The following is a 14,013-nucleotide window of genomic DNA, read 5'->3' on the forward strand; positions in this document are numbered from 1 at the left end:
TATTCATGCTGTTGTGTGGTAACAAGCCTAATTGCACGTTCACGAAATTCTGATGTATAGCGATTTGATTTTTTCATAGTTCCAGTTTCTCAAGTTATTGAGTCTCTGGCAAACACGGGGCGATTCACTGGTTGGAAAGCAACAAATAGTAGTAACGACTGCTTTTACAAAGCCATCTGAAGCGGATTTAGGTAATGGATATGCATACAGACTTGCTTGGGCTTTAAGTGATCCAACTGGTATTCCTGCAAAAACATTTGCTCAATTAACCCCCCCTCCACCTATTGAATGGTTGAATGTACTTAATGAAATTAAGCTTGATAAAAGTGATCTACCACGTTTTGGTATAGTAGACACAAGCTTTAAAGAAAATTTTGAGTTTAGACTTTTCAGTAGGCCTCCAAAAAGCGCTTTTTCACCAAATATGTCATTAGCAAGTTTTTCTCATGATGAGGTCCAGTGGGATAAAGTAATGAACTTTCTTGGCATCTGGTTAGTTAAGCACTTAGATAAACCAGAACTAGTTCTCTTTTTATGTAAACAGGGAGGAAGGCTACATAGCGATTTACACTGGAAAATTAATAATGAGCTAAGAGCGCACAGGAAAAATAGTAATGACATTTTATGCGCTAATTTAGGTGAAGAAATGCTAACTATATGGGAGTTAATACTATCGGGCTATTGCACTAATTCTAGCCATCGTTTTAGTCTTTACTCATGGGTAGATAAATATAAGGTAAGCTATTTATCATTACCCCTCAAACATGAGCTAAAAACATTACTTTCTCCAAGAATCCGTTTTAGTGAGCCTCTGAGTTTAGCTAGCTCTGTGAGTGGGATAAAACGTATTTTTAGGAGTGAGGTTGTTCTCACTAGCTCTCACCCATATTCTGCGTTGAAAGAACTAAATAAAGTTGATAAATGGAGCCATGATATTGGTAATCTATTTATTGAGTTTAATTTAATTCTATTAGAAATAATGGAGTTGAGGAGTTTACTGGGGGAAGTAAATGAGTATTATGATTATTCATACATTCACCAGCCTTCGATCGCGAAACATCCACAGAATAAACATCATAATGATTGGACTGTATTAATTGAGTTAGTTAGAGACTCATGGCTTGCAATGAAAACAATCAATTCCAATGCCGCTATGAACGCTATTATGGATTGGTGGGCGTTACCATTTCCAATCTTTAAAAGGTTGGCATTATTTGCTTTAGCAGAGTTACCCCAAAATTTTTCAGTGGATGTAAATGAGCTACTGGAAATAGATGACTCACGTTGGTTATGGAATACCGCGACACAACGAGAGATATTAAGTTTATTACCAAAACTTTTTTTAAATTTAAGTGATGTTGATAAGAATCGACTAGTTTGTAATATTTTAAAAGGGCCATCTAAATCGTGGTTCAGGAAAGAACTTACAGAGCAAGAGTTTAAGGATATTAAAGATCGTGCTATTTGGCTTAGATTATCCAAATTAAAAAGATCTAGACTAAATGTTGGTATTGAGGGCGATAGGGCATATGAAAAAATGCTTCAAAAGCATCCAATGTGGGGTAAACACATTAAAGAGGAACAAGAGTTCCCTTTTTGGATGAGTACAGGCTTTCATAAAGGACTGGAAAATAATACCCCTTTAGAGCTTAATAGTTTAATAACATGGCTGGAGGATAACCCTGAGGTAGGGTTTCGAAATGAAGATGATTGGTCCATTCGATGTAGAAAAGAACCAAAATTTGTTATAGAGGCACTTATTCAATGTAATTCATGGCTACCAGAACGATGGAATGAGGCAATAAACATTTGGTCTGAAAATAGGCGGCTTTCTTATATTGCTTGGGACTCGTCATGTAATTATCTTCTAAGTTTAGAGAAAGAAAAGTTAGTCGACATATCAAGGTCTCTTGCGTTTTGGCTTGATAAAAATTTCGATTGTAAGGTAATTACAAAAAGTAAATTTTTTACCTTTTATGATTTATTAATAACTTTACCATTTGAAAAAGAGATTGATATTAATAGAGATCCGCTAATGGCTGCAATAAATCACCCCGTTGGAATCTTGACTGAACTTTTATTTAAACAATGGTATAGAGAAAAACCAAAAGATGGTTATGGTATAAGTTCAGATTATAAGGAAAGGCTCAATCATCTGTGTAATCAAGATAATGAAATATATATTTTATCTAAAGCAATAATATCTACTAATGTTTTATCTCTTTATAGTGTTTCACCTGAGTGGGCTGAAGAGCATATTTTAAACTGGTTTAATTGGAGCGATTGTAGTTTTTCTCAGGTAGCATGGTTTTGCTACTTATGGTCACCAAGATTGCACAAAGAGTTTTTAATTAAAATAAAAGTAAATTTATTAGAAACAGCATCTCATTTAGATGATTTAGGTGAACAATCACAACAGTATGCTAAATTTTTAACCTATGTTGCTCTCCAGAAATATGATGAATATGGAGTCAAAGAAGTCGCCGTTGCCTTCTCGCAACTCTCCGGAAATGCTTTTTATCATGTTACTGTTGCTTTAAACGATGCATTAACAAGTTCTGGAGATAAATTTGATGAATACTGGGAAAATAGAATTAAACCCTTTTTATTAAAAGTTTGGCCTAAAAATCAAAATTTTAATGAATTAACAATAAATCAACTTGCAATTCTATGTTTAAACACTCAAAAATATTTTGTAGAAAGTTATTCTATACTGCAGCATAGCTTAAGTAATATTAGTGATTTTAATTATTTATTGAGAAAGTTAAATGAAACAAGTTTATCTGAGGAATATCCTGAAACTGTATTGAAGTTTTTAAATCAAATTATCGAGGATGAACCTAGAATTATAATGGGTGATTTAAACGCAATTTTAGCTCGAATTAGCTCAGTTGATCCGTTATTAATAGAAACTCAAAAATTCTCGAGATTAAATGCGTTGGGAATGTTAACAGGTTAGTCTTGTATGGTTCTTCTGAGTTCAAACATAACATTTTTAACTTTGAAGTTTTAGTCAATGACCGTCCGTTATTCTCGAAACAAACTTTTAGAGCATTTACGTTAGCTCGGAATGGGGCAGAAATAGTTATACCTCGCTAAAAAAATGAATAACCCACTAGTATTATTATACATATTTTAATGAGTAAGATATGAGAAACTAGCACAATGATACAAGCTAAAGAACGCTCCTAGCGTATATTATAATTAGGATCTAACAATGAATGACAGTCTGCCATACAGTTTGCCAGTAATAGATGCTATACGGCACGATTATGAGCGCTTTCGATTTGATACTCATCAGCATACCCACAAGGGACTGTTTACTAATGGTAAAGAACTATTTGCAGTTGTTCTTGATGTAAAAAATAACGAAGAACTGCTTAATAATTTAAAAGAGCAGTATCATAGATTTCATACAGTTGGCATACCTCCTGCTACTATTGTGGGCGAAATTCTTGATACCTATTGTTTGATCGAGTCACGCAGCAAGTTTGAAAAAACTCAAATACATGGTCACCCCATGACGATGAATGAGACGATAAATCAATTAGTTTTAAATGTACCACGTAAGTACCATCCATTTCATGTCGATTTCTTATGGGCCACAAACGAGTTTAAACTGACTTTTAAAACAGCTATAACAGAGAGTGAGCAGCAAGATATTAAGTTAATTTGCGAATCTTTAGGGTATCAAGGGTATGACTACGTTTTTGACGTTGAGACTACAATCCCTGATTATCCTGGGAAAGTGGAGCATAAGCCTAATACTTACAACAATATGCAACTTACAGCTAGTGGTTTGATACAGAAACAATTTCCGCAACAACTATTAGCTCGTTACGAAGAAGACGAAGACTTTTGGATTCAAAATAGACATTCTGTTTTCAGCGGAGATGAAACTGAGCAAAGGGATCGTTTTTTGCTACCAAACTTTGAGATAAAGAAAACAAGATGTTTCGTAGATGCATCTGTGTTTCCTAGACAAAATATAAGAGTCTATTTAACGCTATACGAGCAGGTTGTCATCGCACTACCATTGAAGAGTGAAGCTGAATATTTCTATAAAATGTTCAAAATGAATCAACATGAGCTCAAAGAGTTGGTCGCCCGTGGTCGCTTACTCTTTGTAATCCCTCAAAATCTTAGTCGGTATTCAAAAGAACTATTACTAGACATTATTTCTGTAAACCCAAATGCCATCTTATTTTCAAGACGATTAGCCGCCACTACTATTCAAGGGATTCAGAAGAAGTCGGGCATAATTGGGACTACGTTCTCAAGTGATGAACAATATAATTTCTTACACCACTGCTCGCGTATCGACAACCCCGATGTTCAAAGGTTTGCACTAATGCTATCTGAGCAGTGGCAATTCGGTGAGTTTTTGGTAAACAAGGAAGGTGCAACTTCAGCTCACAGGCTAGGTATTTCAAATTTAGCTGTAAAAAGCTTTCAGGATCGGGGGCGAGATTTACTAATCGAACTGACAACAGCAAGTTCTAGCTATGAGTATGCCCAAGGGCTAGAGGCTCATCATTTTCCATTCGATGATGAAAACTACTCTGAAGTTGCAGCTTGCCAAATAGTTAGCGGCCTTTATAACGGTGTTACGGGAAACTCACAACAAGTTCGAGAGTCTGAGCTCAGTATGTTGTTAAATGAAATATTTGCTATAAATAACGATATGAACGTACTCGAACTTGATTCAGCTTTGTCCTCTAGTTTGATTCGTTCTATACCAAATATTGTTAAAGATTATGGAAACATGGATGAGGGCGAGTATTTCCACAAACTAAGAACGCTCAAGCAAGAGATCAAAGCAATAGAGAGTAATAAGGCTCGCTTATCAAAGCTTAATATTTCCGGGTTTGCTCCTACTTTAGTTGGCGCAGGCATGGAAATCTCTAACATCAAGGGTGGAGGCTTAGTCGCACTAGGTGGCTGGCTATTGAATGCAATAAAGGTTTATGCGGATGAGTCTGAATTAAAAAATAACCCTGTATTTACTCGAATTTCGAGTTTTAATCATTTCACAAGTCATGATGCTATTATCGTGCAGCGAGTTAGGGGCTCTATATCAAAATAAAGCATTTAGATATTGAGCACATTCTTTAGGCTTATTTCAAATAATCTATAAAAGCATTTCAGGGGAAATACTCGAACATGCTTTTGTTTAATCAGCGACTTCATTAAGTCCACTATGCCAATATAAAAAGCATCATATAGAACGACTTATAGTAATGAAGTTTATCGATGTAGGTGAAAGTCTTTAAAAGAAATGAGTCCTAGTCTAATTTTGAGAGGGAAGAATATGAGCGGTTTTAGCTGCCCTATTTTTTATGATAATAAGTTAGATTCTATACTTAATTTTTAATACAGCACAGCATTGATAACCTCTAAAGGAATTTAAATATATTTTGAAAGAAGAACTCCCCATTATTAAGTTTCTCCCTGAAATTTCAGAGCAGCTCGGGGCTGCTCGTTCATTGATACTTCAAGCTGAGCCTGGTGCAGGTAAGTCGACGGAGGTTCCGTTGTATTTAATTAACTCTGATTGGCTGGATTCGAAAAAAATTATCATGCTTGAGCCGCGACGGATGGCAGCGCGCAACATTGCCAACTATCTTGCCAATAGGCTTGGTGAGAAAGTGGGGGAAACTGTTGGTTACTCAGTAAAAAATGATAAGAAAGTATCGGAGCATACAAAGCTTGAAATAGTAACAGAAGGGGTTCTGGCAAATCGCTTGCAAATTGATCCTGAGCTACAAGGTACAGGTTTAATAATATTTGACGAGTTCCACGAAAGGAGTATTTATTCCGATATTGCTTTGATGTTGTCATTGGAAGTGCAGCAATCTATCAGAGAAGACTTACGGTTATTAGTGATGTCCGCAACCATAGATACTGAGTACATTGCTCAATATATGAATTTTTCACCTGTAATTAAATGTCCTGGAAGATCATACCCCGTCAAAATAAGTTACAAGGGAGCTGGGTATGATCTTAAAAAAAGTGTGTGCGATGCTATAAATGATGCCTTATCAAAAGATGGAGGAGATATTTTAATCTTTTTGCCAGGCCAAGCGGAGATACGCAAATGTCGTGAGTATGCAGAGAATAACCTTGGTCAAATAAAGGACTTGGTATTTCTTAGTCTATATGGCGCATTACCAATCGATATGCAAGAACAGGTACTCTCTTCGGATTCTGCTCGTAGAAAGAAAGTAATATTTTCAACTAATGTTGCAGAAACAAGTTTAACAATTGAAGGTGTTTCATGCGTAATCGATAGTGGGCTAGAAAAAGTACTCATGTATGACCCAACAAGTGGCATGAATAGATTAGACACTTGTTGGATATCTAAGGCATCAGCTACACAAAGAGCGGGGCGCGCAGGTAGGTTACAACAAGGACAATGTATCAGGCTATGGACAGAGAGAGACAATCAAAAACTACAGGACTTTAAAGATGAAGAAATAAAAAGAGTAGATCTTGCTCCCACTGTGCTTGAAACTCTTTTATGGGGTTATAAAGATTATGCAGATATAAAATGGTTAACAGCCCCACCAAAGCATCATTTCGAGATATCACTAGCATTACTTTCAACCTTAGGACTTGTAGATAAGCTAAATAAGCCGACTAAGCTGGGCCAAGGAGCTTCAAAGCTAAATTTGCATCCTAGACTGGCTGCTATGCTTTTAACAATCCAAGAGCCTGAGCTATTGACATTAGGGTGTGAGTTAGCATCACTAATTTCTGAAAGAGATTTGTTTTACAGTTCTGATAGCGTTGACATCACCCAAAGGTTATTCGCTTTACAAGAATATAAAGTAAACAAAAGTGGCGCTCTTCATTCATATCCAATTAAAAGGCTGGCAGTAGAAGCGATAATCAAGGAGTCGAAAAGACTGAAGCGGATGTTAGGGGTATTCCCAAGAGAAATTGAATTTTCGCTTGAACAACTTAATCGTAATGTTGGTACTTTGCTTTTAAGTGCTTACCCTGAACGATTAGCTAAAAAACGCTCCTCAGGTAGCTCCGGTTATTTATTGGCAAATGGGCGTGGTGTGGTTCTAACTGAGCATGATCCTCTTAATAATTTTGATTGGATCGTTGTATGTGACTGTGACGCTCAAAAGAAAGAAGGAAGAGTATATTCTGCAAGTCCGATATATTTGGCTAGTATAGTTTCCAACAAGAAGCAGCTCATTTATAAAAATGAGTACAAGCTAGATAACAATAAGACAAAAATTGTTGGTAGAGAAGTGGTTAGCTATGGTGCAATAACGGTCTCTGAGAAACCCATAGCAAACATTCCAAAATCACAGTTCCAAAGTTGCTTAGCTAGCTTATTTAAAGTTGAAGGACTATCGTTACTCAATTGGACTGAAAAATGTGAGAGTTGGACCCAAAGAGTTAAATGGTTAAGTGAAAAAATCAACTTTCCTTCATTATCGAAAGAATCATTGTTGGATAGTTTAGATAATTGGTTATTGCCTTATATTAATCATATAAATAGTTTGCAGGCTCTCAGAAGCCTAGATGTCTACCCTATTTTAACTGCGATTTTATCGTATGAAGAGCAAAAAATTCTAAATTTAGAAGCCCCTACTCATTATATTACACCAAGCGAAAAATCAATTAAGATTAGGTATGAAAAGCATCAAGAACCAACGGTGTCAGTCTTACTGCAAGAAGTCTTTGGTGAATTAAAGTCACCAATGATAGCTAAAAATACAGTCAGATTAAGGTTTGAATTACTTTCACCTGCCAAGCGACCAATTCAAATAACTAGTGACTTAGCTAACTTTTGGGAAACATCTTACTTTGATGTCGCGAAAGATATGAGATCAAAATACCCTAAACACCGTTGGCCAGAAGAGCCATTAAAAGCTAAAGCTGGCCGTTCAATAAAGTCAAAGGTCAATTAGTCTTTGAATGAATTTAGTAGATCATGTTTGATTTTAGAGTTTTGATAAATAAGTTCGGGCTTCATCTAACAGGCAGCTTAGAGCGAATAGCAGACATTAAAAAATTAAATTTATTCCTATGTTTTGAGTAGAAACCTAATTTTGTCCAATAACATTATTAAACGCCGTTTTGGTGTGTTATAAACCACCACAATTGTGTTTAATAAGCTGTTAGGCCTAAGGATAGATATGAGTTACGACGAACATGATGCTGCAATGGATGATTTTTATGATCGTATGAGTGAAGAGCTTTATCCTGATCATAAAGAGCAAGCTATCGATGAATTCATTGAAGAAAGGATGCAGTCCTATTATTTAAAACATCCTCATCTAATAGAAGCTCCGATTGTTAGTTATCATCACGCAAATGAGCTTTTACAAATATCTCCTCGCTCAGCATTAATTATGTACACAACAGCAATCGAACTATTTTTAAAAGTTGTTTTGTTAAAGCCTGTCCTATACGGCATGGTGCATAACGAAAGCGTAGCAGAACTAATTGTTGGTTCTACTATTGGTCAATCTGGTTTTGCTAGATATAACAAATTACTAAATGCACTGTGTTCACATGCTGCCGATATTGAGTTATCCGATATCAAAGGTATGAATGGAAAGCCAATTTTGTCAGAAGCCGAAGATGTACAAAAAATTAGAAATAAAGTGGTTCATCAAGGTTATGTTTGTACTGTAAATGAAATGGGATTGGCAAAAAATATTGCATCTCTAATTCTTACAGAGGTTGTTGAACCGGTCTTAAATAACTTGAATTTGGTTATTAGTACAGTAGATTCAAGGTTTTGCGTAATCAAGGCCTAACAAATGAAAATTGCAAAATACAGACTAAAACTTGTTGATAAATTAAAAGTATCCATAGATCGCAGGCTGTCTGGACTTCCCATAGTTTGCTAGACACCATTGAGTTACATTGTAACTTCTAATAAGAGGTGTTTTATGAGTAAAAGCAAACGTTATACTCAAGAGTTTAAAGAAGCGGCGGTTAAACAAATTACTGAGCGTGGATATTCAGTTGCAGAAGTCGCTGAGCGATTAGATATTTGTACCAAAACGTTATATCACTGGCGGAGACAGTTATCTGTAGTCGCAGTTAGCAACAACAAAGGCAATAATTTTACGCCAAGCAAAGTTAAATTCCATATCGACCATTTTTTTGTTGCCAATGATACATGTGATTTAAACCTATGTTCGTTATAAATCATTTTTATCAAATTGTGATTTAAAAATCCATATTTTATGAATCGTATGGAGAGGAGTATTGATTTATAAAGTGAAGATGTATAAATCAAATTAATCCTTTTGGGCAGGGTTGAGTTATTTAAACGTCCGCTTTGTAAAAATGTTTAAATCGTTGTAAATGATAGCGATCATCTATTGATAGCTTAAAGTTGCCTGTCAGGTGAAGTCCAAACTTATTCATAGAAACTGTAAGATCAGATATGAGCTACTACAATTAAAGGGATATTTAATTATATTTCGTTAACTTGGGAGCTTTTTTGCCTCAGCTTCCCTAATTTTTCAAAGAAATCATTTTCTTCTAATCTGTCTATAAGGATGTCGAATATTTCGTATAAGTTCGAATCATCATTATCTAAACCCGTCAAAAGCAGAAACTCTGTTGATTTATAAATAACTTGAGGAATCTGCTGTGCCAAGTCAATAAATGCTTCCTTATCATGGTATGGGGCCCAGTAATTAGGTTCTGCTTTAAATGGTTTTACACTTAAAAATGATAATAACTTAAAAAAAGCCATTTCTGCAGTCAATTCACCTTTATCAGCTTTATCGATTAATTCAGACCCAATGCAATCCATCATAGTTAATATTTGATGAAACAGTTCATAGCGATCAACTGAATATTCCAAATATTCGACGGTGTTCTTTGAAAATAGCAAATCATATAAGCCCATTGCATTTACATCGATAGTATCCGTCTGCCCCACAATTTTTAAACTTATACTTTCGGATTTGAGCCAGTTTTCAAATTGAGTTCTATGTTCAAAATAATGTTGAAAAGTTTGGCTTTTTCGAGCTAACTGGTAGTTGATTTCATTCTGTGATATTGACATTGCTCTTTGTTTCGAACCGTGGAAGCGTCCAATCATTACACCCAAAACTATTGAAATAGATGCTATACCTAAAGGAAGTGTAACGGCTGTCAAAAAATATTTATATCCTTCCACACTAATTTCGAAATTAAGAGCTGGGATTAGTAAGATTACTAATAAGATTGACACAATACATGGTGTAATTGTAACCCACCAAAAAATAGCGTTTTCATGTAGTGGTTTAGTGGGAACTATTGAAAAGTCAAAATATTTCAAGGTTTAATTCATCTTATAAAATTTGTGAGAGCGACATAAATAAAAGTATTAGTTCCTCATGCTACCACAAAATACAGTCTAAAAAAGATAGGTCGTGAGACAGGTGCTTTGATAACCCTATTTTGTAATTATGCTTTAGAAAATTTACAGTTAGCAATACTTAAAGTTTTTTGTTAAAACTATCCAGAACAAGGTTTAAGTTTAAGCGCGACGTCTTAAAAATTACACGAGTCACATAAATATTAAAGTCTTATACGTTCAAGTACCATATCCTCAGGCTCTTATGAAAGGATTAGATAATAAATGAAAGTGTTTTACCAGAAAGGTATCAATTGGCGCGCGACTCCTGCGAAGCTCCCATCTGAAAATACCATGCTTTCTCTTTCGTTCAATAATTGGGATGATTATGGAGTAAGTACAACCCTTAATGCTGTCTTATATGTTGATGGGAAGAGTTTTCTCGATTTTGAACTCAAATTGTTAATTGAAGATGATAAATATTCACCAAAAAAATTAAATGAGCTATGTGAAAGTGGGTGGGATGGTTTTTTTCCTATTCCAGAATTGAATTATGTATCGGTCCCCAGTGATATTGATCTTTATAATTTTTTAATTGCAAAGATTGGAATTGAAGAAGCTAAGAATACTCTTACATCAATAAGGGATGCGGGTTATTTAAAAAATATTATAGGTGATCAAGAAGCTGTCAAACTAATTGAACACGATGACTTTTCTATATCACCGCTTCGAGAAGGAGGGGCAAGGAAAGCATACGAAGACGGATGGAAGGTGTTTAATGCAGAGGTATCGAGCATTAAGGATTTCACGCTTAATACAATTAAAAGAGATGGGTTAATCGAGCCAATTTGTTTTAAGTTTAATTCTAACTTACTGCCCTACGATATTAATGTTCTTATTGGTGAAAATGGAATAGGAAAATCTCATACATTAAAGTCTTTAGTTGAATACTGGCTAGGTGTTGAACGAGGAAGCAAGCCTTCCCTTGCTAAAAGTCAGCACGAACCATTTGATCACTACCCAAATATTTCTAAATTAATTCTTATATCTTATAGCCCGTTTGAGGAATTTACGATTGATTTATCAAAAACAAATTTGAAAGATAAAGATGCTTATAAATACTTTGGTTTTCGTAAGATAATTGAGGATGTAGATGGGAATCAGAGAGTAGGCATTAGTCGAAATCTACCAGCAAGCGATTCTGTATCGTCAATATTGACGTCAATACATGATGATTTGAAGTTTGGCTCGCTAACTAATTGGACGCATAAGTTCGAAACTATATTATCTGTTTTGATGTCAGCTATTGAGTTTGATTTTGTCGCATTTGAAATAATTGAAAGTTTTGAGTTATTTAATCAAACTCCAGATTTCTCTGAGTTTTTAGTTGGTGAAGACAAGAAACATCTTAAAATCGACGGTCATGTTATTCAGAAAATAGAAGAATGGAATATTGATTTAAAAAGTTGTATTAAGTTTGATTCTGGCGCTGTCTTTATCAAAGACAATAAGGCAATTGAAATCAGTTCTGGGCAAAGACTGTTCTGCTATATTGTGGTAAATGTGGTTGGGCAAATAAGGAAAGATAGTTTAGTTGTTATTGATGAACCTGAACTTTTCTTACATCCGGCACTTGAAATTGAGTTTATTGCGTTGCTTAAAAAAGTTCTGAAAGCCTTTACATCAAAAGCAATTCTGGCTACTCACTCTTTATCTATCACTAGGGAAGTTCCTGCTAAATGTGTGCATGTTTACCGAAAGCAGAATGATAACGTCGAAGTGGAATATCCGCCTTTTGAAACATTTGGTGGAGATATGCAGAGAATTTCATCATATGTTTTTGGTGATAACTCGATTACTAAACCATTCGATACGTGGGTAGAAGAGCAGCTAGGAATATATGGCGATCCTCAAGACATTATCGATAGGCTCGGAGGTGAGCTTAATGAGGAAATGTTGATGAAATTACTGAATTCAAGGAAGCCTAATTAATGGTATCTAAAATACGGCTTCCCGAAGAGGACTCTCTCGAAATTTTGAGAGGGATTATAAGCGAAAGACAAAAGTATAAAGTATTTTACAATCGGATTACGAATGATCTTATAAACCAAGCTGAAATGTTTATAGAGCATCATGGAAACCCATTAGGGCTTATTCCTCTTGACATGAATAACTATACAGATTCCGCAGAAGAGGCTCGTAAGCGAAAAAAATCTTTGATAGGGCTATACACACCTAAATGTGAAAAGTTACCTTTTGATCAACTAGAGATGATGAGGAAGCATAATGGACTAGTTGTTTGTCCTAGCTGTGGAGAACCTGGAAGACCTAGAACGCTTGATCATTACCTTCCTAAAGATATATTTCCAGAGCTATCTGTTTTGTTATTAAATTTGACGCCAATGTGTGATTGGTGTCAAGGTGAGAAACTCACAGACTATGTCACTGAAGATGGCCAAAAGAGATACATCCATCCATATTTTGATGACGTAGATAGACCTTTGTTCTCAATAACATTTGCGCCACCATTTTCTACTCCTTCAATAGATATAGCTGTTAAGGAAGAAATACCAGATGACTTAAGTTTATTAGTTGAGTCTCATTTGGAGGGCGTTGATTTTCTTACTCGTTTCAAAGAGTACTTTAAGACAAGGTATATAAGCGTCTTACGTAGAGCTCATAATTGTCGACAACGACCTGAAGAAAAAAACTTTCGGGATACTCTAGCTCTATTTCTGGAAATGGAACAGGAAAAATCCATCAATTCATGGGATGCAGTACTATACAGATCTATTCTTGAAAATGGTGAGTTAATGGAATACCTAGAGAATAGTCCATTACCGGGTAATTTATAGAGTATGCTTTTTTAGTTCAACTTAACAGTGTCAATGAGTCATCTTTTTTATCAATCTTTTGTCAATCTGAGTTGAAAATTATAGCGTCAATATTAATTTCTATTTTTTCACCGCTAAGTCTATATTTAAAGGACTTAGAGTCTGTCAAACCATTATACAGTTGCATAGTAATGCTAATTTTTGGCCAGACGATCCTGCCAATAGCGTTGCCACCAATAGAGTAAAAAGCAGAATGTGATCACGCTTTCTCAATTTAACTTAAGATTAATCTTAGAGCATGCAAATAACGAACATTTTTGGGCGTTTTCCAAGTGACTAAACTACTATTACTTCAATGCTGATGTTTTATAGGGTAAAACTTATTACGCGAATGTGCATATGAGTAGTGTGAGCGTCTAGCGAACTACACCTATGTTTTAAAATTCCAGGGTAACAAGCTGTCGATATCGGGCTCAGGCTGGCACAGTTCATCAAGGCAAGCACAGATGTAATTAAATGGGATTAGACCATTTATCTTGGCGGTTTCCACAATGCTGTAAAGGGTGGCACTAGCATGGGCACCGTTAGCCGTTTGGCTAAATAACCAATTCTTTCGGCCTATCACAAACGGTTTTACCGCGCGTTCTGCTCTATTATTATCGATGCTAAGTCGGCCATCATCAACATAGCGTATGAGCTTGTGCCATTGATTTGCCAGGTAATTAGTAAGCGTCTAGCGAACCACACCTAGCATCGATGTTCTGATTATCTAAAAATACCTGCTCAATGATAAATTCGGAGCAGGTGATGAAAACTTACAGAACAAGCGCACAGTGGCAGCAGCTTTTGCTG

The 14,013-nt window shown here is 35.6% G+C and carries 7 protein-coding genes and 2 pseudogenes; 7 read left to right on the plus strand and 2 right to left on the minus strand.

Annotated elements, in window-relative coordinates; all coding sequences use genetic code 11:
- Positions 1-97 precede the first annotated feature (97 nt).
- The 5 genes and pseudogenes from BW139_RS17590 to BW139_RS18280 form a co-directional block, all read left to right on the plus strand.
- Positions 98-2,959, plus strand: a complete 2,862-nt coding sequence (locus tag BW139_RS17590) for a hypothetical protein (RefSeq protein WP_076920509.1) — start codon at positions 98-100, stop codon at positions 2,957-2,959.
- A 258-nt stretch (positions 2,960-3,217) separates the two neighbouring features.
- Positions 3,218-5,086 carry a hypothetical protein gene (locus tag BW139_RS17595; RefSeq protein ID WP_076920510.1) on the plus strand — a complete coding sequence of 623 codons (1,869 nt, stop codon included), beginning with the start codon at positions 3,218-3,220 and terminating at the stop codon, positions 5,084-5,086.
- A 331-nt stretch (positions 5,087-5,417) separates the two neighbouring features.
- Positions 5,418-7,931: an ATP-dependent helicase HrpB gene (gene hrpB / locus BW139_RS17600; protein WP_076920511.1), complete on the plus strand. Its 2,514-nt coding sequence runs from the start codon at positions 5,418-5,420 to the stop codon at positions 7,929-7,931.
- 228 nt (positions 7,932-8,159) lie between these two features.
- Positions 8,160-8,786: a hypothetical protein gene (locus tag BW139_RS17605; protein ID WP_076920512.1), complete on the plus strand. Its 627-nt coding sequence runs from the start codon at positions 8,160-8,162 to the stop codon at positions 8,784-8,786.
- 135 nt (positions 8,787-8,921) lie between these two features.
- A pseudogene (locus BW139_RS18280) lies at positions 8,922-9,053 on the plus strand (transposase); the annotation flags it as partial.
- A gap of 401 nt (positions 9,054-9,454) precedes the next feature.
- Here the strand turns inward: BW139_RS18280 and BW139_RS17615 are convergent.
- The gene (locus tag BW139_RS17615; RefSeq protein ID WP_139336348.1) at positions 9,455-10,309 is read right to left on the minus strand and encodes a hypothetical protein; all 855 of its coding nucleotides are present in this window, start codon (positions 10,307-10,309) and stop codon (positions 9,455-9,457) included.
- A gap of 303 nt (positions 10,310-10,612) precedes the next feature.
- On the opposite strand from BW139_RS17615, the gene BW139_RS17620 reads away from it, so the two are divergent.
- Together BW139_RS17620 and BW139_RS17625 are read left to right on the plus strand one after the other, a co-directional pair.
- Positions 10,613-12,319 (plus strand): AAA family ATPase, encoded by a 1,707-nt coding sequence (locus BW139_RS17620; RefSeq protein ID WP_076920515.1) that lies wholly within the window; start codon positions 10,613-10,615, stop codon positions 12,317-12,319.
- Positions 12,319-13,182: a hypothetical protein gene (locus tag BW139_RS17625; protein WP_076920516.1), complete on the plus strand. Its 864-nt coding sequence runs from the start codon at positions 12,319-12,321 to the stop codon at positions 13,180-13,182. Before BW139_RS17620 ends, BW139_RS17625 begins: the two co-directional genes overlap by 1 nt.
- A 409-nt stretch (positions 13,183-13,591) precedes the next feature.
- Here BW139_RS17625 and BW139_RS17630 read toward each other — a convergent pair.
- Positions 13,592-13,882: pseudogene (locus BW139_RS17630) on the minus strand (transposase); the annotation flags it as partial.
- Between the last annotated feature and the right edge of the window lie 131 nt (positions 13,883-14,013).

Source organism: Pseudoalteromonas sp. SK18 (genome assembly GCF_001974855.1).
Taxonomy (GTDB): Bacteria; Pseudomonadota; Gammaproteobacteria; order Enterobacterales; family Alteromonadaceae; genus Pseudoalteromonas.

What these genes read in the sequence shown, in the direction of transcription:
- BW139_RS17595 (WP_076920510.1), top strand. Translation starts at nt 3,218, where the DNA reads ATGAATGACAGTCTGCCATACAGTTTGCCAGTAATAGATGCTATACGG.
- BW139_RS17625 (WP_076920516.1), top strand. Translation starts at nt 12,319, where the DNA reads ATGGTATCTAAAATACGGCTTCCCGAAGAGGACTCTCTCGAAATTTTG.
- BW139_RS17620 (WP_076920515.1), top strand. Translation starts at nt 10,613, where the DNA reads ATGAAAGTGTTTTACCAGAAAGGTATCAATTGGCGCGCGACTCCTGCG.
- BW139_RS17605 (WP_076920512.1), top strand. Translation starts at nt 8,160, where the DNA reads ATGAGTTACGACGAACATGATGCTGCAATGGATGATTTTTATGATCGT.